This window comes from Pseudomonas sp. TWI628, from assembly GCF_039673865.1.
In the GTDB taxonomy this organism is placed as follows: Bacteria; Pseudomonadota; Gammaproteobacteria; order Pseudomonadales; family Pseudomonadaceae; genus Aquipseudomonas.
This window is the reverse complement of the sequence record NZ_JBDJMM010000011.1, coordinates 91,181-114,130: the sequence shown is the minus strand read 5'-3', so window position 1 is coordinate 114,130 and position 22,950 is coordinate 91,181. Positions and strand designations below refer to the sequence as shown.

Sequence of the window (22,950 nt, the reverse complement as noted above, 5' to 3'; positions counted from 1 at the left end):
GCTCCTCAAATCTGGCTGATGAATTTGTTGGTGAGGTAGTGCTCGATACCTTCGATGCCGCCTTCCGAACCGTAACCGCTATCCTTGATGCCGCCGAAGGGAAGCTCTGTGGCAACGATGCGGTACTGATTGATCCCGATCATGCCGGCCTCCAAACCTTCGGCAACATCGATTGCCGTCCGTGCATTGGTGGTGAAGGCATAGGCCGACAGGCCATAGGGCAAGCGGTTAGCTTCGGCCAATCCATCAGCCAGGCCATCGAATGGCATCACGATAGCGATGGGGCCGAACGGCTCTTCATGCATGATTCGAGCGTCCATCGGCACCTCGGCCAACACCGTTGGCGCGAAGAAGAAGCCCGGGCCAGGCAACGCCTCACCGCCGGCCAACACCTGAGCCCCCTTGGCCACGGCATCAGCCACCAGTTCCTCCATCTTGTTTAGTTGTCGCAGGTTGGCGAGTGGCCCGACCTGCGTATGGGGGTGCATGCCGTTTCCAACCCTCAGTGCTTTAGTAGCAGCCACGAAGTGGTCGACGAATTGCTCGTAGACACCCCGTTGAACCAGGAAACGGGTTGAAGAAATGCAGACCTGGCCGGTACCGCGGAAGCGGTTGGCGACGCCCTCCACAGCGGCTCGCTTCACATCGGCATCATCGAACACCAGCACCGGGCCATGGCCACCTAGTTCTAGCGTGATCGGCTTGACGCCTTCGGCTGCGCGACGCGACAACAGACGGCCAATAGGCACAGAGCCCGTGAAGGTAACTTTGCGAATTATCGGCGAGGCGATCAGTTGGCTGGAGACCTCATCGGGCACGCCGAAAACTACCTGCAGCACGCCTTTGGGCAACCCAGCATCATCCAAGGCACGAGCAAGGGCGAGGGCAGTGGAGGGGCTTTCCTCACCAGGTTTGAGAATGACACTGCAGCCGGCCGCCAGCGCAGCAGACAATTTTCGTGCTGGCGTAATTGCCGGGAAATTCCACGGTGTGAACGCGGCAACGGGGCCTATTGGCTGGCGCTTGACCAGCTGCAGCACACCTTGGCGGTTGGCGGGCACCACACGGCCATCGATGCGACGCGCACTTTCAGCGAACCACTCGAAATATTCTGCCGCCCGGGTGACCTCATCCATGGCTTCGCCAATGGGCTTGCCTTCTTCCTGCGTCATTTGCGCAGCGATTTGTGCCGTACGTTCCAGGATCAGGTCAGCAGCGCGCTTGAGAACCCGGGCACGCTCAGCTGGAACCGTGTTGCGCCATTGCTCAAACCCTCGCTGTGCCACCTCAAGGGCGAGATTGAGCTCTTCAGCAGTAGCCAGCGGCACCTGACCGATGATTTCTTCAGTTGCGGGGTTTCTGACGGTCGCAGTTTTATGGCCGTCTGCGTCGATCCATTTGCCGCCGATGAAAAGATAAAGCGAGTCATAAGGTGTGTTCATGGCTGTGACCTTCATAGAGTTCTCTGGTTGGCCTGCACTGGAAGCTACGCAGGGCTTGGAAGACGGTGGCTGGCGCCGGCCCGTGGAATTGAGTCTATGGAGGTCGCCGTGATGGATTTAGCCCAGATGAAGGGAATGATTGTTGTGCAGAAAGGCAAAGTCGCTTTCAAAAGCGCACGGATTTGCACACAGTGGCAGATGAATGAGCCGGCTCAGGGGAAGAGGGTGATGGACAAGTTTTCTAATATGTCGGTGTTCGTGAAGGTCGTTGAAATGGGCAGCTTCACAGCGGTTGCCAACCATCTCGACTCAACCGTGGGGAATGTTTCGCGGGCGGTGTCGGCACTCGAGCAGATGCTTGATACGCGCCTGTTACAGCGCTCCACCCGGCGCTTGTCGGTCACCGATGCGGGCAGACGATTCTATGAGCGCTGCACCGCCATCCTTGCCGACCTCGAGAACGCTGAAGCAGAGGCGAGTAATGCATTGCTCCAACCCCGAGGCACGCTTCGCGTCCATTGCGTGCCTGGGCTCGCTCGACACCTTGTAACTGAGGCTGCACTGCAATACCGAAAGGCGTTTGGTGACGTTACAGTCGATTTGATGCTCTCACAGCGCATGCCAAACCTGCTAGAAGACCAGTTGGACGTGTCCATTCAGATCGCCAGGGTGCTGCCAGACTCAAGCTATGTCAGCCAAAAAATTGGGGTCAGCCACTGCGTGTTGGTGGCATCGCCCGAATACTTGGCGAACCATGGAGCACCCGAGACACCCGCAGAGCTGGTTGATCACCAATGTCTCTTACTGGGTACTGTGGATTACGCGCGAGATGAGTGGCAACTGAAGAGTCGAATGGGTGATGCGACGTTTATTCCCAGCGGGCCAAGCTTCAGTGTGAATGACATGGAGGCCATGTCTGTTGCTGTCAGAAGCGGTGCGGGTATCGGCTTGCTCGCGGGCTTTGCAGCCATCAACGATCTACGCTCGGGGAAAGTGGTGCGTGTGCTACCCAATTATTTCACTGAGGAACGGAATGTGTACGCGGTGTATTCATCGCGGCAGTTCATCGACGCCAAGATCACCCGGTTCATTGAGTCTCTGAAGGACAAGGTCGGGAGCCAGCTGGCGGTGATTGCCGAGGAGCTAATAAATAGTTAACGCTGGTGAGCGCTCCAGTCCAACGGACGAATGCCCCGAAACGATGAGGAGTTGCGGGCAAAAAGAAAGCCCGCTGATAGACGGATAAGGGAGCCTGTATCACACGTAGGGGTAGCTACAGCCTCTTGGCGTCCGTTGTCACGGGACAGGCCCATGCGGACTTCTGCTGGGCTGCCCAGTTTCTTGAGGGAGTCTCCCGCTGCGCTTTTGGTGCGGTGTAGGAACGATGGCAGTGTAAGCATTGAGATTCGCAGAAGGCTAAAGGATTCCGCGCCGTGGGAGTGGCCTAAACTGGATAATCTTGAACTGGCCTCCCTGCTCAACTGGGATCTAGTTGAGTCCGATGCTTCAAATATTGAAATGCTTCGAGCCGTCGTCATCGACTCAGAGCTACCCGTACCCATGTCTCAGAGTAATCAAGATGAAGAAGGATCTCAGCAAGGTTTTGCTTCCAGACCATCCGATGTACACCGATGCAGTGGATGCTTTGAAACGGTACCACCAAGCTCAAGCCAACGGTGTGACGGGGGCTGAGCTTGAGCGCCTTCGTCTCATGGCGGAGTACCAGTTTCAAGCAGTCACCGACTATCAACTGCGCGCGCTCGGTGGGCCGGCGGAGCCTAGCCACTGAAAGTCCCTATTACACACCGTACCGCTTGTTCCCACCAGAAGTGATGCAGTAGCGACCGCCCCGGGGGCCTATACAGACTCGACCTGAAGAGCAGGGGCACGAAGAGCTATAGTCGGACGTGTTGATGCGCGCAGGCTGGGGAGCTGGCTGGTTTCTTTTCGGCTGCCGGGTAGCGAAGCAGTTGGAGCCGCTGCAAAGATTTTTGTAAGAGATCCATCGTTGCGGCTGGCCGTCGAGGCTGATACGCGCCCATTCCTGTTTCTGGTCATAGACCTGAACCTTCTCCCCGCGCTTGAGGCTGGAGATCACTATCCCTCCCGGTTGAGCGCGCAGATTTAGCTTGTCCGCGTTGACGAAATACTCCGGTGCCGAGGCTTGTGTAGGTTGTGGTGCTGGTGATGAGGTTGCGGCCAAATTACTAACCGGCGTCTGGCTGGGTGGTGGCTCAGTTTTAGGCGAATCATTCTTGCCAATGGCCCAGACCATAACGAAGAGAACTAGAAGCGGCAGAAACCATGATTGACCATTTTTGCGCATATCCTTTGCACCCTCGAAATGATATCTGTCCTTTTAGAGGTGGCCGGCTGGGGCCTGGCGAGCAATTTTTCATCTTCCATCGTCGATACTATTCAGCTTAGCCGAGTGAGGCTGTTTGGAGCGGCAGTCGTCTTAGCGGTCTCAACCGGCCTTCGAAAGATCATTAAATGATAGACCGCAAGCGGAGCGCGCCGCGCTGATAGAGGGTCGCCCAAGGGCCGAGTCATTGCAAGGCGGTGGCTCGGTTCACGACAGCCGGGCCTGGTAGGGTACGCCCTAAACGCTCTACAAGGCTTTCAACATGCGCTCCAGGCTCTGATGCTCCCATGTCGATAATAGGGCAACCGGATCTGTCCGGTCGCCAGGATCGAAATCCCAGCGCTGTCCATCTGGGCTAACGCACCGCTCGCAGTAGTCCAGCTCATCACAGTCGTTGTAGATCGTGATCCGCCATCCCTCTACGTCGACTTCGAAATGGCTAGCGTACACCTGCTCCCAGGACTGGCTGCCAATCTTAGTCATTGTCCGGCGACCGAACACCGCCTCTCGCAACACTTGGCAGACGTCTCGCGCCGTCAAAGCGCCTGATGGTGCGTCGTGCCGGTTATGTTCAGTCATACGCTGCCTGTGTCTCTTAGTGATCAGACATCGATAATACCCTGTGTCAAAGGTGCTCCGGAAAAAACGCAGGGTAGGGTGGCTGGTGGATGCAGTGACAGAAAGAGGTTGGAGTACAAATATGCTCCGTAGCGCTAGTGAAAGCCGACTAGCTCCATCTCGTGCATTCAGCCGGCAGGTTGCGCTGCCTGCACAAATGACAATTCAGTCATGTGGCGATCTATTTCCCCTACATGCAGCCATAGAGTCATCTCTGGTGTCTTTGATGTATCGCTCACGAGATCTGCGCTATGCATCCCACGACACCAGACGGACGCTATTTTGTTGTCAACGGTCAGCTCTGGCGCTGCACGAATCCTTCGCTGACTGCGCAAGAGCGGCAACGCCTTGTACATGACCTGATGGATGCTCGACGAGATGTCAAAAAGGCCAAGCGCGCTGACGATTAGAGCATGCTCAACTCTGCGCGTGCGGGAGTGATTGCTGCCAAGGTAGAACTGGGCGAGCGGGGGCCCGTTTGGTGGCACGACGGCACCTGACTACAATCGTTGTCGAATAGAGCTTACGCCTTACGCTGACTGGTACAACGCTTTGGATGACACAAAGGATGAGTAATGTACGTCGAAAAGACCTTCACACCTCAACAGCTTTTTGAAATGGTGTGGGAGCGGCCCGTTCTGATCATTGCGAAGGAAATAGGTGTCTCGGATGTAGGCTTGTCGAAGGCCTGCCGCAAAGCGGGTATTACGTTGCCTACGCGGGGGCACTGGGCCAAGCCGGTCTCGAAGCGCCCCCGTCGTCCAAAGCCTCCAGCCACTACCACGCCTGTCACGTTTCACGTTCTGAATGTCGAGAAGTCTGCCAGACTGAGGCCAGAAAACGTAATCAAAGACCCTAAAATCTTGATCGTACCAACGGAGTTATCTGACCCTCATCCGTTGGTAAAAATATGGCTTGGTGCAGCGAGGAAGGCCAAAGAGCTCAACAATGCACTGATATTCGACAGAACAAAGGTATTGAACTCGCACATATCTCGGAGTGAGGTGGATCGCTGCGCGCTTCTCTACGACAGCTTGATCAAAGCCAGTGAGTCGTCGGGGTACATCTGGGGTATTGGTAGTAACGGTAGCTTCGTGCAAGTCGACGGGGAGGAACTACTGATCACGATCCAGGAGCGCATAAAACGCTTCGATATTCCACCGCCAGCTCCCAAAGCTATCAAGCCTGGGCAGCGATGGGAGCCTGATTTCGCCGCGATGAGGGCCGCTCGTTTTGGGTGGGAGCCCACTGGCGTATTTTCCCTCGTCGTCGATGCACGATCCGAGGTTCTCATTCAAAAAACTTGGACTGACAGCAAAACAGGGAGGCTTGAGTCGAAGCTCGGGCAGATCCTCACAGGTTTCGTTCGTATCGCCCTATCTGTGAAAGCCCAACGATCATCCGATGAGGCTAGTCGCCGTCGACGCGCAGAAGAGGAGCGAGTGCGCAAAGAGGGAATTGACCAGCAGCGTCGGTTGGACAAGTGGCGTCAGAATCTGATGAAAAATCTAGAACGCTGGGAGCGCGCTCAACGGCTGCAAGCATTCATCCATGCGACGATTCAAGGTTCGCCTCCGGACGAGGCAACTCAAATGGCATTGGCAATGTGGGTTAGCTGGGCTACACAACAAGTCGAGCTGCTTGATCCATTAAAAGTAGATATTCTGAAAGTTATTGACCTATCCGTGGACTTGCCGAGCTCAGACTACGGCTACTGGGGCAGTAGCAAGAAAGTCGAGGACTGGTGGCCCTGATTTTCATTTGGGTTTGAACTTAACCTGCGTTAGGATTCTCTTAAGACCAACTACACATTACGGAGTGATGCACATGTCGCGATTGGCCGAATTTCGTCAGCTTGAGCAAAAATTGGCTGCCCAGCTGGCTGAGCTGGAAGCTATGAAGGGGAGCAGTGAGCTTCAGAAAGAGATCGAGTTTGAGACCAAGCTGCGCGACTTGCTGGCCAAGTACGGCTTCAGCTTGCGTGACATCATCAACCTCCTGGATCCGCAATCTGGTCGCCGTGCTGCGCCTGCAGTGGTTGAGAAAGCTCCGCGTCGCGCTCGCCAGGTCAAGCAATATAAGAACCCCCACACAGGCGAAGTGATCGAGACCAAGGGTGGCAACCACTCGAAATTGAAATCTTGGAAAGCTGAATACGGTTCAGATGAAGTTGAAAGCTGGCTCTCTAAGTAAGTCGTAAGGACTGAAGAAACCTCCGCTTGCGGAGGTTTTTTTTGGGCTTGAGAACGAGGTCTTAGGTGCTGAGCCCACCAGCAACGGCAACTCATGCGTAGACCCGCTGGATATTCAGGATCGCGAGTCTGCTTTCGGTAGGGCGGATAGAAGAGGCTCAAGACGATCAATGACTTCATGCTCTTCAAGCGGATGGACTCACTGACTCGATGCCGGTTTCTAAACTACCTTCAGTTCGGAGCCTTTTGAGCCCGCCAAGGCGGGATATGAGCGATGGCTCAGGCCGGCTAGCTTTGCATTCGTGAACAAATTTAGAGCTGCCCCCAATTTTTTTGAGCTGAGACCAGGCAGGTTGCGATGTGCAGGCGGCGCTGGAAAGAAGTGGGTCGCACGAACACAATTCGGTTGCTCGCATAGATCCCGAACACCTTTGAGGTTCTTCTACCCAGCAGGCAAACGGGTAGACGTCGGCGCACATAGAGGCCTTTTCATGCAGGACGACTACAAAGCTCAGCTCACAAAAGCCACAGAAGGGCTGCACTACTGCGACTTGATCCTGACAGCTCAAGAGGCTGAGGATCTGCGCGCGCTCGTCCAAGAACTGCAAGGGACGGGGAGCTACCCTGGGCTCAGTGACGTGTTCAGAACGATCCTTGAAGAAACCCGGAGCAGTGACAAACCTTGGCCGACCATCTCATCACCAGCGGCGTCCGGGCGCGATTGAGGTTATGCGACACCCAGCGGGCGACTCGCAGGAATACTGCCTGTGATTCATGATGCTGGAGGGCACATCTGTGTTAGCCGTGCCTACGACGCCAGCGGTATGCGCGATTCACGGGCAGCCTGTTCCAAGCCCGGCATATCTCCATCGCGCTCCAATCTCTCAATTTCTGAGCGGAGGTCGTCGATGAGTTCCGCTGCAGATCTACCAGACTCCTGGCTCAGGGTAAGAGTCAGCAACGTCAATGAGCTCAGTTCAAGCCGGTGGCTCACCTGCTCGAGCTTGTCGAGCGTTAGGCTTGATCGGGCGCCTTCCAGTTTGGAAAGGAAAGTCCGGCTGGTATCTCCGAAGTCGCGCTGCGAGATGTTTCGCCTGGTGCGAAGCGTCCGCAGCACGATGGCGAATGATGACTTCAGTGACATGTGCAACTCCTCCATATGTGCTCGTCCTCAGTAACGCCACGTTGAGGTCACGGCCTCGCTCAGCCTGAATGTTCCTCTGTTCAGGGCAGGGAGGAGGTGTGACGAGCGTTCCCCTATGTCGACGCACTGTTGATGCATACAGTGTATCTCGCTAAGCTCAGAAGGAGAACATTTGTACTCCATGCGGTGACGAGCGCTATGAAGAACTCACACGAGACCCAGGACGACTGCTTCGCGTTTTTCTCGCGAGAGGAGCTGCTCGAGCAGCAGTGCCTTCTGCTTGAGAGTCAGCTGCTTGTGATGGGCGAGGAGTTAAGCGCCTCTCGCGAAAAAATTGCCACCTTGGTTCTGATGTGGACGGGCACCCAGAATGAGCTACGACAAGCGGAGGTGGAGTTGAGTGAAGCGAGGCAGCAGCTTGATATGAGCACGACTGGTCACTCGTAAACCTCTTCACCCTAGCTGTCTTCATGATGGCTTTATGATTTCACTCCGGTTACGCTCATTCGCAGCAGGGAAGAGGTGCATTGAGCTAGTGCCGTGTGGGCTTTGCGCGGCGAATCATTGTAGGGCGTTCCGATACCTACCTCGTGCTCCCCCGGTCTATGCACTCGACTCAAAACGAGGAAGGAACCCGTGTCATTTAGCGACTATCTGAAAGGCCCAGCTCACCGACAGCGTGCGGAAGCTCTCGAAGCACAGCTTGCGGAGCTCCAGGTACAGCATTCGCAGCTGCAAGAGCTGGTCACGAAAATCGGCGCCATGGACGTAGTGAATATCCAGAAGCTGATTGAGCAAGAGCAGGCGAAGCTGGCAGGTGTACGCGAAGAGACCCGACGCTCAGAGAGGGAGTTGGCTGCACTCGCACAGCGCTCGACTGACCTGCAGGGGCAGATACTCGTCTGGGAAGAAACGTTGCTCCTGGAAAGCTTTGCCCTGTATGAGCCCAAGTTCAAGCTGACAACCAGCCAGGAGTACAAGGCTCGACTGGATCACGTTCGTGATCGTCAGAAAGTCCTGATCAAGAATGGGCAGGCCGCCACCGGCAACATGAACTGGACGGTGAACAACAGCCAGGCGCAAGGTCGCAAGCTTGTGAACGACATGATCAAGCTGGTGATTCGCTCGTTCAACAACGAAGCTGATGCCTGCGTGGCCAATGTGAAATTCGACAACGTTGAGCTCGGCGAAAAGCGAATCCTCAAATCGTATGAAGCTTGCAACCGGCTAGGCAAGATCATGAGCGTAGAGATTTCAGGGTTATACCTCGACCTTAAGCTCGATGAGCTGCACCTTGCCCATGAGTTCCAGATCAAGAAGCAAGAGGAAAAGGAAGAGGCCAAGCGCGCCCGGGAAGAACTTCGAGAGCAGCAGAAGCTGGAGCAAGAAATTCGCGCGGCCCGGGAGAAAATCGCCAAGGAGCGCAAGCACTTCACCACCGCGATGCGTGACCTTCAGGCCCGCCTTGAGCAGGTGCAATCTGAAGAAGAGCGTTCAGCGCTGTTGGTGAAGCTGGCCGAGGTCGAGGCAGGTCGCGCCGAGCTCGAGAGCGAAGAAAAGCTCATTGATTATCGCGAGCAGAATGCTAAGGCCGGGTATGTGTATGTGATCTCTAATCTGGGTGCGTTCGGAGAAGGCATTTACAAGATCGGCATGACTCGCCGCCTTGAGCCTATGGATCGAGTTGATGAGCTGGGCGACGCGTCGGTACCGTTCTGGTTCGACGTGCATGCGATGGTTTTCTCGAACAACGCTCCTGCATTGGAAGCGAAACTCCATGAGCATTTTGCATCAGGCCGGCTCAACAAGGTCAACGGGCGGAAAGAGTTCTTCCGAGCCGAGATTGCTGAGATCGAGAAGGTCATCCGAGAAAATTACGATGCTGTCGTCGAGGTCACGCATGAGGCGCCGGCGGAGCAGTTCCGTGAAAGCCTGCGGATGGCGTTGCCCAAGCCGGCGATCCAGCAATCAGAGCGCATGGCTGCGCAAAGCTAAGGCACGTGCGCCCAGAGCTGCACAGCAGGCCAAGAAACAGGATCAGCGAATGTTACGGAGAATCGTACGCGGCGCCAGCCGCTGTTGGTGGGCGCTCGTCGCCGGTGGACGGGCAACCCGGCGATCGTTCACGGCTTGGCGTAGTGAGGATGGGCTCTTTTTCGAGCCATTGACGCCGGTGCTAGTGGAAGACGACAGGGCGGCACGGTATGAGCGCGAACTCTTGCGAGCGCTACAGAACGATGAAGTGCTGAACATCGCGATCACCGGTGGCTATGGGGCAGGGAAGAGCAGTGTCCTGAAGACGTTTTTCGAACACCATCGCAGCTTCAAACACACTTTCGTATCGCTGGCCACGTTCACCAAGGCGAACGCGCCTCCAGCTGTTTCGGTGAAGCCACTTGATGAAGCGTCTGACTCTACAGCGCCCGAATTAGCGTCGCCGGCACCGGTTGCAGGCGGTTCCGATACGACAGCCAGTGACGACCTGATCAACCGGATCGAAGAGACGATCGTCCAGCAGCTCCTTTACGCGGTACAAGCTAAGCAGCTACCCAAGACACGGCTCAAGCGCATTTCTCACGCGTCAACGCTGCGCGTTTGCTGGCGTACCCTGTGCGTCGCAGTGATCAGTTTCGCCGCACTGCGCCTGGCGGTACCGAAGTTGCAGACCCTCTCCGAGGTAGCAAAAGATTGGGCATTGAAAGGGCTGATGTGGCTGCCCGAACTCGTCGCCCTTGGTGTCGTAGTGGCAGGCGGTGTATGGGCCCTGTATTCAGGGTTGAAGCTTCTCTCACTCTTCAGCGTCGATGGCCTGACGCTGAAGGGGGGCAAGCTTGAGGCAACTCATCATGGTTCGGTACTGCACAAGAACATCGACGAGATCATCTACTGCTTCGAGCGCAGCGACATCGACGTCGTGGTGATCGAGGATCTGGACAGGTTCGACATCCAGGAGATCTTCTTCAGGCTGCGCGAGATCAACTTCATCATCCGCCAGTCTCCCCAGGTCAAACGTCCTATCCATTTCATCTATGCGCTGCGGGATGAGATGTTCACCGTCACAGACAAGACGAAGTTTTTCGACCTGATCATTCCCATCATCCCTGTGGTGAACTCGGAAAACTCCCGTGAAAAACTGGTCGAGCTGCTGGGCAAGCGACATATGGGTGGTCAGCCGCTGAATGCAGGCCTCACGCCCAAATTGATCGAGACCGTGGGGTATCATATCGACGAGATGCGGCTGATCAAGAACATCGTGAACGAGTTCGATATCTACGCGAACATTCTCGCGAATGATGGCTTGCCGCTCGATCCGAACAAGCTCTTTGCGATGGTGGCGTTGAGGAACCTCCATCCAGATGTCTATTCGGATCTACTCAAGCGCAAAGGTGTGGTCTACCAGGTCATCGAAGGCTATCCCACGTGGGTCAAATCTGAGATCAGGCGTCACCAGGCCGCCATCACTGAGCTGAAACAACGCCGAGAGGAACGAGAGGCGGAAGTCGCCAGTGACATAGCGGGCCTTCGTGCATGCGTCTGGTTTGAGCTAATTCGCAAGGGAGACGTCCACAACGCCACCAACCTGTGGCTGGAAGACCATACGGAGATCTCCCTGATGGACTTTGTCACGGACAGCGTCTTTGAACGCGTAGTCAGTCAGCGATACGTCTATCCCTACGTGAACTCCAGGTCGTTGGGATATAAGAGAGGGGAACCCTTGGCCCCCAAGGCGGTTGTACAGGAGCTTTCATATCTCGAGCGTGTCACAGGCCTTGAGGTATCCCTCGACGAGATTGATGACGAAATCAGCCTCATCCAAGCAGAAATCACCGGGCTCAAGACCATGCCTTTCCGGGCCGCCTGCAGCAATGCCTATGGAGAGTCATTTGGCTCCATCCTCCAAGGCTATGAGCTGATCACTTTCCTGCTACGACGAGGCAACCTGGACACCGATTACACTGACTACCTCGGCTTCTTCTACGAGGGCTCGCTGACCCAGTCGGACAAAATGCTCACCATGGCCCTTGCCCGGGGCGAAATGCTTGATGTTGGTACGCCCATCCGAAATCCCGAGCGCGTAGTGAGCAAGCTGGATTTCGACTCGATCGACAAGGGCAAAGGGCTGTTGGTGCACTTGATGGCGGAGCTCGTTCGACCCCGGCACGATGATATCCACGCTAGGGATGAAAAGCTGTCAGTAATCATCAAGAGCAGTTTTCAGCACTTGGCGCGCCTTGCAGAGGTGGTCGAACTGCTGCCCGATGACGCGAAGCCTGGGTTCTTCAAGGCATTGTTCAAACACCATCCCAACGTTATCAATGAGCTCGTCGGCTACGACAAGGCGAACCTGGTGCGCGAAGACTTGGTGATCATGGTGTTGGACAGTTTGATGGCCGACCAGGTCAAACAGCTTGAAGGGCGCAGCGACACGCTCTTCAACGTCATCAACGATCTGCGTGATATTTCGAAGCTGATTCCCGGATTGGCCTCAAACCAGATGGGATGGGCTTGGCTCAGACAAAGGCCCGCGCAGTTCTGGAATGTCAGCGAAACATGCACCGTTGACGAGCTCAGAGCCCTGGTGGAGTGGGGCTGTCTGGCGCCTACATTGCGGATGTTGGTGCTGCTGTGCAGCACCCTGGAACCAGGCACCAAAGCAGTCATGGTTTCGCATCATCAGCTCACTCAGCTAGAGCTCGTGGGCTTCGATCAACTCATCGGGCAATCAGCCTCCGAATACGTGTATGAGTTGCTGAGTCAGGAGGGAACCCTACCTGAAACGGAGAGCTCACTGCTTGATCTGTTTGCATTGGTGGACGGTACCAAAGACATGGAGACGCTTCAGCTAGCGCTCTTCAAACACACCGACTGCTTGATCACGGATCTTGAAAAGCTTCCTCATGCACTTTGGTTGCCGGCTCTGAAGTCTGCGCGCCTGTGCAACCTCGGGGATGCGGTTTGGACATTGTTCAACCGCGTCATCACCAGCACCGGAGACGCCTCATCGTCCGAGGTAGCACGGTCAGAGCTTGGTCAGTCTGCAGTTCCGAGCTTCCTAGATTTTGTCACACGCCACTCAGCAATCCTGGCCAAAGAACTTTGGGCAGGCGACGGCGATGAAGAATTGCAAACGTTCATCATCCAGCAAGAGCAGCTCACCAATGACACCCTGACGACCCTGTTCTCGTCGATCGTCCTGTCGCCTTCCGTGCTGTTGAAGAGCGCCATCCCGACGAGCCGGTGGCCCTGTTTCTCCAACGCCTCCTTCGTCCCATACAGCTCAGAAATCAGGCAGCTTCTAGCCCAGTATGATTCCTCCCTGGAGGGACGTTACATTGTCTACCATTGGCGGGACGCGCGTGACACCCTCAGCCTGTCTAGCTTGCCAGTTGGCTTGGTTACAGCCCTCAGCCGTTCAGGTGTTGCGTCTTTGGTCGATACCATGACGATGTGGCAGGGCATCACCGCAGAGATGTTAAGCAGTTGGGAGGGCTCGGTCGTAGAGCTGGCCAACGCTTGCGTTCGTGCGAACAGGGAGCAAGCCACGTTCCCAGGCAGCTATCTGCCTGTGATTCGGCATTGTCTTTCGGATGTCTCGTTGAGCACTTCGCAGCGGACAGACATGGTCATCCAGGCGTTGCAGATGAATTGTGCGTGGACTGACGTGGCCGAGGTGCTCCCTCTGCTGGGAGAAGAGCATGCCGAGCTCGTTGGGAAGAAGCGTGCACACCTTCCGCCGTCCTCAGACGTAAGACGGCTGGTCGAGGCCCTGAAGCGTCGTGGGTTTGTAGGGGTCGTGAGGTATGAAGCCAAGCGTACGGTGGTGTTCAGCAAGCGAAGCCAAATGGCCTAACCTGAAATTGGCCTGGACGGGCGAATCGCAGACTTGGCTGCCGGCGCCGTTCAGGCATCAGGAGTAGAGAGCTGGAGCGGATAATGAAACGAGACTTTCTAAAGATCTACGTGGACAGCCAACCGCTATCTCAGCAAGCTGTGGATGTCCTTAGGCGATATCACGAGGCCATGGCAGCCGAGCTTCCAGCAGAGGAGGTCGAGCGTTTGCGGACTGAGGCTGAGGCCCTTTTTCAGGCCGTATCTGATTACCAGCTGAGGGCGATGGGTATGCCATCTCCGACACTGCAATGATGTTGCACAGAAACCTGATTCTGATATGCCACGGGGCCGTAATAGGTTGGAGGGGATGGTGGTCTTGTCGGGCTTGAAAATGAGATGGCCAGCCCTCTGCCTGTCACTTCTTCTGTCAGCGCACGCCGTTGCGGGCGGAGATGTTCACGTCAGGGGCTATTACAGGAGCAACGGCACCTACGTGCAGCCTCATTACCGCTCTGCGCCTGACGGTGTGTTTTCTAACAACTGGACTACGTTGGGCAACGTGAATCCATACACAGGTGAGGCTGGGCATCTGGCGGCTCCGCCCGCGCATAATGGGCAAGCCTCTGAGCAAGTGCCTGCTGATACCGACCGATCACCCACTCGTCCCGTGCGATCCGTTGCTCCCACGAATCCCCTGACTGCTCCCATATCGTCGGCTTCTCCAACGGCGGGCAGCGAACGCTCACCCTCCAGCGCAAACGGGGCTGCCGGTAGCCCCAGCAGACCGGTCGTTGCAAAACCGCATGGTTCAACGAAACCTTGGATTCGTGTGCAGTCGGTAGGACTGGGAAATTACCAAGTCGAAGCCTCACAGGAAACCGCCAACCGGATTCGAGCACTTGGGTATAACGTTGATCCCAAGGGGAAGTCGCTTGGTGACCTTCTTGATGTCGAGAGCCGACTGCGGACTGCCCAAAGGCTCAAGGCTCTGGGGTATGACGCCGACTGGAAAGCATCATCATTGATGACGATGCTGGACGTTGAATCACGCATCCTGGCCGCTCGCCGTTTGCGTTCGCTTGGGCACAACGTTGATTGGCAGCAGCGCACGTTGATGCAGATGATTGATGAAGAGTCCAGGATCAGCAGCAGTCAGCGGCTTGCCCGGAAGGGGATTTCCATAGATTGGCGCCAGCACTCACTGACCGAGATGCTGAAGCTCGAAATGAGCAACCTGCAGAAGTGATTGCTTTGACTGGAGGCACGGCGGGTCGTGAAAGAAGCGAAGGCTTTGAATAACACAGACCAGCTTCAAATGGCACGAGTGAGGGTTAAGGCAGCTAAAGTCGCCTTATGGGAGAGGGTCTGCGTCTGATGGATTGACGCTAGCCAGACAACGACCGACGAAGGCAATCAATACACCCTGTGCTGACTGGTTCGCCTCCCTGGGCGACACTGTCTTATGTCCGATATAGCTCGCCAATCCCCGCAGGGGCTACTGCCGCTGTAGAATCCTGTAGAGGTAGTAACGGCCAGATTTGCCTCCAAGCGATAGCACAAATTTAAGGAGCGACACCTGGTGTTTAGGGCGGTCATGGAATTGATATTCGCGGTGAGCGTGGCTATGACAGTGTTCACTGTCGTCCTCTTACCGTGCATCATCCTGTGCCTCGGACTGCTGCTCATGCTTGGCATCGATGATAGATTTGTGAGCCCAGTTGTGCTTTACGTGGCATTCCCTGAGGCCGTTTTGATCAGCGGGTACCTGCTGCTTCGCTACAGGAGGCAAATCAGCGAATTCGTGAGCTCGATTTCATCGTGACGCCTCTCGTGCTGATCCATCGATTGCTCGCGTCAAGGCTCCCGATGCGTCGATTCTCAGCGGTGTCGCGTGCATTGGAGGACTCGGAGGAGTATCCAAGATGGCTGGATTGAAGCGAACGCTCTTGGGCATGGCAGAAGCAGGTGAGCCGCTGCTGAGGCAGGCGCTCGAGGCAATTAGAGCGTACAACGAGGCGATGGCCCAGGGCCGGCCCGATGCTGATCTCGAGCGCCTTCGCGTCGCGGCTGATCATCTCTACGAGACCGTGGTCGACTATCAACTGCACGTAGCTGGTACCTTAGGTGAGTCGGTACACTAAATTGGAATGTGCCGTTGTCAGGCAGCTCACCTTCGCGATACTGATTACGGAGTTATCCTCAGTGAGATTTCACCTCCGCGACAGAGTTGAAACCGGTACCGCAGAACCTGACATGGAGTTACTACGATGGGGAAGAATCTCAGCAGCGTTTTACTTCCTGATCATCCGATGTACACCAATGCTGTAGAGGCTATGAAGCGGTATCACCAGGCGCAAGCCGACGGTGTCGGCGGGGCGGAGCTCGAGCGCCTGCGGCTTTTGGCTGAGCATAGGTTTCAGGCCATTACTGACTATCAGCTGCAAGCATTAGGCTGCCCATCCGAGACAAGCCACTAGTAATAGCTGCCAAACGCGGTGTCGCTTGTCCCCCACGAGGCGGGCTATAGCAGCTACCACTGTGTGAGTGGGTTACCAAGCAAGCTTCTCACTTACTAGTATCCAAGCTTGTCATTCACCGGCGCCAGAAAATTGGCAGAAGAGCTTAGTCCACGCTACCTTTCATGGCATGAGCGGGAATTCGCGTTGCTATTTTTGCTTGGGCGTGATCGATAGCGTCCGAATATAATTAAAACATGTTGCGAATGATGCAATGGTAGTTATCATAAGGCCACCATTCGTGTGGCTGCCCGCGCACCAGTTTTTTGCAGTAGCGTTGTGTGATGTTTCAAGTGTTTCAGCTTAGAGGAAAATTCGAGGTTGCCTTTCAGGGAGGTTGGGGTGTTAAAAAATTCACTAGGTACATTGGGTCTCGTTTTCGGACTTGCCGTGTCACTGATTGGGGTCTATCAGTGGGTAACAGCTCCGGTTATAAAACTGCGTGCTAACGTTGAATCTGGGATTTATAAGAATTACCCGAGCGTTCAGAAATTTATTGATGCACCATTGCTCGATGTTGATGAGATTGCCGCGAATTTGGTTCTTAGTGGTCAACTGAAGAAGCATGGCCTCAGCATTAAAGAAGCTAAGCCTGCGGCCGAACTCCTAAGGCAGCAGAGGTTCGATATAAAGTACAGCTTAAATAATAGCGCTAAAAATTTTCTAATCTATAAAATTGAGAATGCTGGAGATAAGAGTGCGCTAAAGGTCGCCTTGGTGAATTCATTAGATGGAGTAGCTTTGGTTGATGAAGAAGGGCAGCCGCTTGTTGTAAAGGAAAAAGATTCGATTGAGCTTGGGGAGATAGCTCCGCGCTCTGAGAAAGTGGTTTATTTTTGGGCGTCTAGTTATTATTACTCACGATGGGATAAAGCCTTTGTAAGGCACTCGGACGGCGCCGTAGATGTGGAGTCCACTGTTCCTCTCGGTGGTTGGTATAAGCACTTTTATGACTATAACGAGCTTTACAAATTTCTTGTTTTTGTAATCGTCTTTTCCTTGTTGCTTGCTTTTGGAGCCCACAGGCTTATCACGCGAGCCTCTACTGATGCTGCGACAAAAGCCTCCATCCATTCTGGTTCGTCAAGACGAAAGCGCAGAAGGCGCCGCCCTAAAGCTAAAGTCTTGCCTGCACCGCCTACTCAAGGGTAAATACTATGAAAGGAACGACTATCGTATTTACGCTTTTTTAGAAATGCGAATTTCAATAATTGAGATGAGGAAGGGAGTAGATGAGTTCAGTAGGTGAGGATGCATGGCTGGAAGATGTCGTCAAGGAACTCGGGGGTGACGACGAATTTATTGAAAATACTGAGCCTCTCATGCCTAAGGATGAAAGATTAGTTGGGCGGTTTGTCCAGCAGTATTGTTGGGCGGATTTTAACTCGCGCAGAGCGATCAATTATCTACGGCAAATAAATGGCAAGGGTGAAAGCAATTTTTCAGGCGGTTTGAATGATACGGATGTTGTCAAACATTTGGGCTCTGAGTCCGCGTCATTAAGTGGACTTCCAGCCGTAAGTGATGGCTTGGGTAGAACGGCAAAGGCATTGAAAATGCATCGTGATCTTCGGCACCACTTCGCTCACTGGGCTGTAAGACGGGCAAAGCATCACGAAGCATTTGTTTTAATGACCACCAATTCTCCCCAGGCTAAGAAAAAAGGCATAGCTCCATTGGAAGTCGGCATGCTGGGTTTTTCAGTGGTGGCAATAGAAGCTTTAGAGCGAGAGCTTGGTATCCTTGCTTCTCAGAATGAGTACCTAGCGCAAGCTGTTAACTTTCTAGGGAATTATATAAAGGATCCAGCATCTGTTTTGTGAGTTTGCAGGTATTTAGTAGCGAATCGAGTTTTGGCGCTTAGCAGGGCTGACCAATCCTGTGCTGATGCAAAAACACGATTCCGCTAAAGTCCGAGCCAAGTACATGTTGCATTAGTGATCTACCTGAGCAACTATTTCCTACTTGCAATAGAGGGGCGACGAATTGGCACAAAAAGTTAAGCTGCTCGTGAATGGGTGTGAAACAGATCATGGCGAGGAAGTAGGTGGGCTACTTGCTAGTGCTGAGCACTTAGAGTGTATGGTTGCGTTTGCGAAATCTTCCGCAGGTGGCGAGATTCTACAGATTCTTCAAAAAGCAATTGATCGAGGAATGACTGCACGAATAGCGATTGGCCTCAGTCTGTACGTGACCGACCCCGAAATACTGTATGACCTGTTCAAGCTTCAGAAGAATTCTATAGGAAAACTGGAACTGTACCTGAGCTCGACGGAGTGCACTTTTCATCCAAAAGTGTACGCAGTGAGAGAGGCAGAAGGTCACCGCGCAATTGTCGGCTCAGCAAATCTGACTGCCGGTGGTTTTTCTAACAATTACGAGGTATCAGTCATCGTCAACGATCAAAATGGTGTTTTGATGGCGTCAATCCAGAACCATTTTGACTATCTGATTGAGGAGGGTGAACTCACTCGTGCGACAAAGCCGCTTATCGACGGTTATGCAAAACGTCATGCCATTCATGAAGCCTGGAGGAAGATGGCAAGCCGACGCGCGGAAAAAATCAGCAGAGGTGACTTTCAAAGTTTAGAGGTGTTGGCAGACCGGCTTGCCGACATGAAAGCTGATAATACCCAATATGGGTTTACGGCTCAGCAGGCTCACAGGACGAAAAGTCGGTTAGTAGCGAGGACGCGAATTAAAGAAATGGCTGGGTTAGGCAAGGTTGACCGAGATGATTTCCTCATGGCATACGAAAGCTTGATCGGGTGCTTCCATTCAGGGGGATTGCATCGAGGAAAGCGTATCATCTCGAAAAAATCAAGACTCTTTGTCAGCGCTCTCGCGGATGTGTTGAAGATGAGTCGCGCAACACCCAGCCAAGCATTCAAGCTCATGCACAGTTACTTCGAGGACATAAATCGAGCAGGCATTAATGTCCTGACGGAGATTCTTCACGCTCTAGACAACAAAACATATGCTGTGATGAATCAGAATGCGGTAAGCGGCTTGATTATAGCTGGCTATGATCAATATCCTCTCCGACCTTTGAAGACCAACGTAACCCCTCAGCTATATGAGCAGTTTTGCCGAGATACGAAAGAGGTTCAGTCCCAATTAAAGCTGGATAACTTGTCTGAGGTTGATGCGTTATTCAACTATGTATATTGGCTCGAGGAGTAAACCACTGAAAATCCGGCTAACCCCCAGCATGCGAGGGGCGCGAAACGTCATTCTCTACAAGCACAGTTAAATTCTAAGAAATTATCAGTCCAGCACACCAAGGAAAGCTTGCATGAAGCGATCTTTAGATATGACTACGAAATTTCACAACATGCTACAAGCACTTAGTTCAAAAAAGGCAAAGCATATTTGCATGTACCCTGATTGTGCAATGCAAGCGATAAACTCGCATGCCATTTCAAAGGAAAATTCTTTAAGATTCATATCGAATAATGGCGAATTAATATCACCCGAATTCATCCGGGACGATAATGGATTTTATAAAGAAATCAAATTCAAAAAAAATGGAGTAAAGCAAGCAACCACATTCAAAGGATTTTGCCTGAAGCATGACGCTATCTTCAACGCCTTAGATACAAGGGGTCTGATCACGATAGGGGACTTTTTCCTTCAGTTGTACAGATCTTTCGCAAGCTTTATATTCGAAGACACAATTTATCGCGAAAGTGCAAGGCATGCAGGTGACCATGAAAACTTCAATCCCGAGCATGAGAAGGCCAAGCTTTTGAGTGCCGACCTCAGCTTAGCTCTCGCATATGATCTTATTGACGGCTATGAAACTGCAAATGAGCCATTACCAGAGGGGGATAGTATCATTCTGGAACCTTATTCACAAAATTACGGTATTGATGCTTCAGTGATCATACGTCGACTGACTTTCGATTGCCCAGTAGCACTTCAAAAAAGGTTTTGCCTTCACGAGGATGGCGATTATTTTGATACATTTGTGTTTGTGATTCCTGGAAGAGAACACTCTACACTTATAGTGGTTACGAAAGACATTCACTTGAACGCCCTGTACTCCAAAGTCTGCTCAGACATCAAAGCGCTGAACTTTATTGAGGCGTGTATGATAAATGACGGCCACTGGTGGTTGTCACCTACCGTATTCAATAGCTGGCCCGCCGAAAAGCTAACGTGCCTCGAGAGTGACTACTGGAATTTTCACGAAAGAAAGTACCTTGAAGATTATGATCTCTCTCTATTCGACAGCGCGAGGAGAGCCATATGCAGCAAACTAGACAGCAAAACAAGAATCAGAGAGTTGGAGAAGATTGATCGCATCCCTGCACGTGAACCAGAAATCATTAGAAGACTTGGATTCAGCATCCGAAGTGAGAATGATAAAAGACGGGTAACTTCAGCCCACCCGGGCAAGCCTGATTGAGCCTTGAACGAGAAATTTATCTTAAACGGCCTGAGCCTACACCCGAGCGGGAGGGACGTGAGCTTACGCCAACCGCTCTCCCATCCACCACCTCGCAGAATCGAATTCAAAGGGAGTTCGATACTGCCCCACTCAGAAGGTAGCGCCCAACCGGCATATCCAGTTTTGCAGTGGCCGCCCCGCACATCCTGTCGTCACGACGCACAACGGAATGTTGCATCTTGCGATAGGATGCAGGGAATGCATATGGCAAAAAGAACCAAGGTTTCACCGGGCTATTACGGCGAAGCAGCAGGCTTGGCCCGCATCGGCACCATCCTTTTCTGGGGCTTTTGGCTGCCAACCCTCTACATCATCTTTATGCCTTGGTTGAGCTTCGCGGTCGTCGAGGTTTAGTCGACCCCGTCTTCGCAGGGTGCTTTGTTGCTATGGCCTCGTCAGGCTGGTTGATCGCCTCTGTATCGCGTCCTCGAGAGCCGCATACCGCTCCTGATAGAGGCCGCTCCGACTCATCCCTCCAGCTTCCTGATTAGGCCACCAAACTGCTGCGCCGGCTCTACATAGCGAAGGGCTGATTTCATGTCGTTCCAGCCTACGTATTCCATGAGCGTTTTGATGTCCCAGCCTCAGCTAGCAGCCCACGTAGCATACCCGCATCGGATCGAGTGAGCACTGTAGATCTCACTGCGTCAGCTGGTCGCGAAGCAGGGGGAGCCATCCCCGCTGCGTGCGACTGGACGCATCCCTAATGTCCTGTGACCTAATGGACGAGGTAAGCCCGCGGCCAGCAAACTCAAAATTTCTCTTTGTCGGCTGGTTCACCCAAATTGGATGACGGTGCAGTCGCCGCCAGCCTCAGGTTTTGAGGTCGTCCGGATAGTCCTCCACTGGCAACTCCCCAACTGGGCCCTCGGGCTTATGCTGCGATTCCTCAAAGTGCATTGCCAGGCACAGATAGATAAGCGCGGCCCTGGACAGCTTCAGCATCAACAGGCTCATCGCGTAGAGGTCATCTCTATCGAGCACAAATGCTAAGTGATCACTCCAGAGCCGTGAAGGCTCGCCAATCCAATGGCAGGAATCCACGATTTTGGCGTACTTGTGCTCAAGGTGGTTTCTCAATTCATCAAGCGCCTGAGCATCAGGTCGAGCTACATCCTTTAGCTCCTTGGAGTAGATGTCCTGGGATACCCAATACAGCGCGCGAAGGGGAAGATTTCGCGTGGATATGAATTCATCACGCACAACCCGCGGCTGGAGTAAGCGGCCATTTTTGTCCGATTTGAACCATACAGTCCTGAAGCCTACCGCCTTCTCGGGTATGCCCAGCTTCCAGTAGGCGTTGATAAAGTAGGCAAGCTTATCCAGTAACGAATAGGCGCTGCGATAGGCCGTCTTGATCTGCTCTAGACCCATGCCATAGAGCGCGTAATCGCAATTGAAAGCGAGTGACATGCCCCTGTCCGCCACATGACCGGGTTTGGCGTGCTCCCCCAAATAAAGACAATGACGGGCGAACCCGTACTCCTGCTTCAGCTGGTTGTAAAAGCCGAGGTAAGTGATTCCAGCCTTGACATCATGACCGGGTAACCTCAGGACGTCTTGAGCGGCGGCGGGGAAAGCTCCTAGGTCGTTCATGGGATTAAGGAACAACTCTTCCTCAAGGCACCATCGCCTGTAACGCCTTTCCTCCTTCGATGAGCCAAGACTGTGCTCTAACAGCTCTGCGTCACCATCGTCGTCGACGGACTCTGCCAGCCTGTCATGGTGCCATTTGAAAAACTCGATCGCTTCAGGATAGGTCGCGCCATCACGGCCCACGCCACTTATTTTAGCTGCCTTAGCCGACCGTCTACTAAGTCAAACCCGTGCAGCTCTCTCCTGGCCGGCTATGAGGCACTCAACAGCTTTTCAAGCTGCGCATGCTCCCAATTGCTCAATAACTCTACAGGGTCAGTGCTGTACGACTGCGATGAATTGAAAACGTACGCGCGGCCATCAGGGCTGTAGCAGCTGTCGCAGTAATCGAGGGCGTCGCAATCGTTGTAGAACGTGAGCACCCAGCCATCGGCCTCGACAGTCATCAAGCCACAGTAGATCTCAGCCCACGACTGCTTGCCAATGCGGCGCATCGTGCGACCCCCTAGCGCAATATCTCGCAGGATTTGATAGGTCTCGCGGGCTGTTAGTGGGTTTGCTGCCAAACGAAAATACCTGTGCATATTGGGGCTTTCGGCCTGTTCGCGCCCGGCCTGGGCCGACAGCATGGTAAATGAAACTTGGCGTCTTGGGCGGGCTACGCGGCCATCAATTTGGGCTGAATTGATGCCCGCGACGGCTACACCACCACACGGGTGTGCCGAATGACCAAGCCCCCGGTAGGAACCGGCCGAATCGTCTAGCCCCAGTGGATTTTTCATGGCATATAGC

22 protein-coding genes and 1 pseudogene are annotated in these 22,950 nt (G+C 53.7%); 18 read left to right on the top strand and 5 right to left on the bottom strand.

All coding sequences use genetic code 11. From position 1 onward, the window contains the following. Positions 1–5 precede the first annotated feature (5 nt). The gene (locus tag ABE528_RS10770; protein ID WP_267273191.1) at positions 6–1,442 is read right to left on the bottom strand and encodes an NAD-dependent succinate-semialdehyde dehydrogenase; all 1,437 of its coding nucleotides are present in this window, start codon (positions 1,440–1,442) and stop codon (positions 6–8) included. Between the two features lie 228 nt (positions 1,443–1,670). On the opposite strand from ABE528_RS10770, the gene ABE528_RS10765 reads away from it, so the two are divergent. Both ABE528_RS10765 and ABE528_RS10760 read left to right on the top strand, forming a co-directional pair. After that, complete coding sequence (locus tag ABE528_RS10765) at positions 1,671–2,600, top strand: LysR family transcriptional regulator (RefSeq protein ID WP_346652948.1); 930 nt, start codon at positions 1,671–1,673, stop codon at positions 2,598–2,600. Between the two features lie 421 nt (positions 2,601–3,021). Continuing rightward, positions 3,022–3,231 (top strand): hypothetical protein, encoded by a 210-nt coding sequence (locus tag ABE528_RS10760; protein WP_338444692.1) that lies wholly within the window; start codon positions 3,022–3,024, stop codon positions 3,229–3,231. A 9-nt stretch (positions 3,232–3,240) separates the two neighbouring features. Here ABE528_RS10760 and ABE528_RS10755 read toward each other — a convergent pair whose 3' ends face one another. Further along, entirely contained in the window at positions 3,241–3,717 is a 477-nt protein-coding gene (locus tag ABE528_RS10755; RefSeq protein WP_346652947.1) for an SH3 domain-containing protein, read from the bottom strand. A 959-nt stretch (positions 3,718–4,676) separates the two neighbouring features. Between ABE528_RS10755 and ABE528_RS10750 the strand changes: the two are divergent. From ABE528_RS10750 to ABE528_RS10735, 4 genes and pseudogenes are all read left to right on the top strand, one after another. Next, a pseudogene (locus ABE528_RS10750) lies at positions 4,677–5,001 on the top strand (hypothetical protein). Then, positions 5,001–6,179 carry a hypothetical protein gene (locus tag ABE528_RS10745; RefSeq protein WP_346652919.1) on the top strand — a complete coding sequence of 393 codons (1,179 nt, stop codon included), beginning with the start codon at positions 5,001–5,003 and terminating at the stop codon, positions 6,177–6,179. The pseudogene ABE528_RS10750 and the gene ABE528_RS10745 overlap by 1 nt, the downstream one beginning before the upstream one ends. Positions 6,180–6,252: 73 nt before the next feature. Next, entirely contained in the window at positions 6,253–6,618 is a 366-nt protein-coding gene (locus ABE528_RS10740) for a histone-like nucleoid-structuring protein, MvaT/MvaU family (RefSeq protein ID WP_121161486.1), read from the top strand. A 490-nt stretch (positions 6,619–7,108) separates the two neighbouring features. Continuing rightward, positions 7,109–7,342 (top strand): hypothetical protein, encoded by a 234-nt coding sequence (locus tag ABE528_RS10735; protein ID WP_346652918.1) that lies wholly within the window; start codon positions 7,109–7,111, stop codon positions 7,340–7,342. 83 nt (positions 7,343–7,425) lie between these two features. On the opposite strand, the gene ABE528_RS10730 is transcribed toward ABE528_RS10735, so the two are convergent. Next, entirely contained in the window at positions 7,426–7,761 is a 336-nt protein-coding gene (locus tag ABE528_RS10730) for an XRE family transcriptional regulator (RefSeq protein WP_346652917.1), read from the bottom strand. Between the two features lie 198 nt (positions 7,762–7,959). Here ABE528_RS10730 and ABE528_RS10725 point away from each other — a divergent pair, with 198 nt between their 5' ends. The 12 genes from ABE528_RS10725 (at position 7,960) to ABE528_RS10670 (ending at position 20,916) form a co-directional block, all read left to right on the top strand. Continuing rightward, positions 7,960–8,208 (top strand): hypothetical protein, encoded by a 249-nt coding sequence (locus ABE528_RS10725; protein ID WP_346652916.1) that lies wholly within the window; start codon positions 7,960–7,962, stop codon positions 8,206–8,208. 189 nt (positions 8,209–8,397) lie between these two features. Then, positions 8,398–9,756 (top strand): DUF4041 domain-containing protein, encoded by a 1,359-nt coding sequence (locus ABE528_RS10720; protein WP_346652915.1) that lies wholly within the window; start codon positions 8,398–8,400, stop codon positions 9,754–9,756. Positions 9,757–9,805: 49 nt separating this feature from the next. Beyond that, the gene (locus tag ABE528_RS10715) at positions 9,806–13,612 is read left to right on the top strand and encodes a hypothetical protein (RefSeq protein WP_346652914.1); all 3,807 of its coding nucleotides are present in this window, start codon (positions 9,806–9,808) and stop codon (positions 13,610–13,612) included. Between the two features lie 83 nt (positions 13,613–13,695). Continuing rightward, the gene (locus ABE528_RS10710) at positions 13,696–13,905 is read left to right on the top strand and encodes a hypothetical protein (RefSeq protein WP_346652913.1); all 210 of its coding nucleotides are present in this window, start codon (positions 13,696–13,698) and stop codon (positions 13,903–13,905) included. Positions 13,906–14,422: 517 nt separating this feature from the next. Further along, positions 14,423–14,839, top strand: coding sequence for a hypothetical protein (locus ABE528_RS10705; protein ID WP_346652912.1), 417 nt, complete (start codon positions 14,423–14,425; stop codon positions 14,837–14,839). Positions 14,840–15,524: 685 nt separating this feature from the next. Then, a complete protein-coding gene (locus ABE528_RS10700) occupies positions 15,525–15,734 on the top strand; it encodes a hypothetical protein (RefSeq protein ID WP_346652946.1) in 210 nt (69 codons plus the stop codon). A gap of 126 nt (positions 15,735–15,860) precedes the next feature. Further along, complete coding sequence (locus ABE528_RS10695; protein WP_346652911.1) at positions 15,861–16,070, top strand: hypothetical protein; 210 nt, start codon at positions 15,861–15,863, stop codon at positions 16,068–16,070. A gap of 381 nt (positions 16,071–16,451) precedes the next feature. Continuing rightward, positions 16,452–17,261, top strand: a complete 810-nt coding sequence (locus ABE528_RS10690; RefSeq protein WP_346652910.1) for a hypothetical protein — start codon at positions 16,452–16,454, stop codon at positions 17,259–17,261. Between the two features lie 80 nt (positions 17,262–17,341). Next, on the top strand, positions 17,342–17,932 hold the full coding sequence (locus ABE528_RS10685) for a hypothetical protein (protein WP_346652909.1): 591 nt from the start codon (positions 17,342–17,344) through the stop codon (positions 17,930–17,932). A 163-nt stretch (positions 17,933–18,095) separates the two neighbouring features. Next, positions 18,096–19,292: a phospholipase D-like domain-containing protein gene (locus ABE528_RS10680; RefSeq protein ID WP_346652908.1), complete on the top strand. Its 1,197-nt coding sequence runs from the start codon at positions 18,096–18,098 to the stop codon at positions 19,290–19,292. A 112-nt stretch (positions 19,293–19,404) separates the two neighbouring features. Then, positions 19,405–20,520 (top strand): hypothetical protein, encoded by a 1,116-nt coding sequence (locus ABE528_RS10675; RefSeq protein ID WP_346652907.1) that lies wholly within the window; start codon positions 19,405–19,407, stop codon positions 20,518–20,520. A 246-nt stretch (positions 20,521–20,766) separates the two neighbouring features. Then, positions 20,767–20,916 carry a hypothetical protein gene (locus ABE528_RS10670; RefSeq protein ID WP_346652906.1) on the top strand — a complete coding sequence of 50 codons (150 nt, stop codon included), beginning with the start codon at positions 20,767–20,769 and terminating at the stop codon, positions 20,914–20,916. Between the two features lie 459 nt (positions 20,917–21,375). Here the strand turns inward: ABE528_RS10670 and ABE528_RS10665 are convergent, their stop codons facing one another. Both ABE528_RS10665 and ABE528_RS10660 read right to left on the bottom strand, forming a co-directional pair. Further along, positions 21,376–22,341: an LA2681 family HEPN domain-containing protein gene (locus tag ABE528_RS10665; RefSeq protein WP_346652905.1), complete on the bottom strand. Its 966-nt coding sequence runs from the start codon at positions 22,339–22,341 to the stop codon at positions 21,376–21,378. A gap of 68 nt (positions 22,342–22,409) precedes the next feature. Next, complete coding sequence (locus ABE528_RS10660; RefSeq protein WP_346652945.1) at positions 22,410–22,724, bottom strand: hypothetical protein; 315 nt, start codon at positions 22,722–22,724, stop codon at positions 22,410–22,412. Positions 22,725–22,950: the final 226 nt, after the last annotated feature.

Coding starts and splice junctions, on each gene's coding strand:
- ABE528_RS10770 (WP_267273191.1), bottom strand. CDS start 1,442: ATGAACACACCTTATGACTCGCTTTATCTTTTCATCGGCGGCAAATGG.
- ABE528_RS10765 (WP_346652948.1), top strand. CDS start 1,671: ATGGACAAGTTTTCTAATATGTCGGTGTTCGTGAAGGTCGTTGAAATG.
- ABE528_RS10760 (WP_338444692.1), top strand. CDS start 3,022: ATGAAGAAGGATCTCAGCAAGGTTTTGCTTCCAGACCATCCGATGTAC.
- ABE528_RS10755 (WP_346652947.1), bottom strand. CDS start 3,717: ATGGTCTGGGCCATTGGCAAGAATGATTCGCCTAAAACTGAGCCACCA.
- ABE528_RS10745 (WP_346652919.1), top strand. CDS start 5,001: ATGTACGTCGAAAAGACCTTCACACCTCAACAGCTTTTTGAAATGGTG.
- ABE528_RS10740 (WP_121161486.1), top strand. CDS start 6,253: ATGTCGCGATTGGCCGAATTTCGTCAGCTTGAGCAAAAATTGGCTGCC.
- ABE528_RS10735 (WP_346652918.1), top strand. CDS start 7,109: ATGCAGGACGACTACAAAGCTCAGCTCACAAAAGCCACAGAAGGGCTG.
- ABE528_RS10730 (WP_346652917.1), bottom strand. CDS start 7,761: ATGTCACTGAAGTCATCATTCGCCATCGTGCTGCGGACGCTTCGCACC.
- ABE528_RS10725 (WP_346652916.1), top strand. CDS start 7,960: ATGAAGAACTCACACGAGACCCAGGACGACTGCTTCGCGTTTTTCTCG.
- ABE528_RS10715 (WP_346652914.1), top strand. CDS start 9,806: ATGTTACGGAGAATCGTACGCGGCGCCAGCCGCTGTTGGTGGGCGCTC.
- ABE528_RS10710 (WP_346652913.1), top strand. CDS start 13,696: ATGAAACGAGACTTTCTAAAGATCTACGTGGACAGCCAACCGCTATCT.
- ABE528_RS10695 (WP_346652911.1), top strand. CDS start 15,861: ATGGGGAAGAATCTCAGCAGCGTTTTACTTCCTGATCATCCGATGTAC.
- ABE528_RS10685 (WP_346652909.1), top strand. CDS start 17,342: ATGAGTTCAGTAGGTGAGGATGCATGGCTGGAAGATGTCGTCAAGGAA.
- ABE528_RS10675 (WP_346652907.1), top strand. CDS start 19,405: ATGAAGCGATCTTTAGATATGACTACGAAATTTCACAACATGCTACAA.
- ABE528_RS10670 (WP_346652906.1), top strand. CDS start 20,767: ATGGCAAAAAGAACCAAGGTTTCACCGGGCTATTACGGCGAAGCAGCA.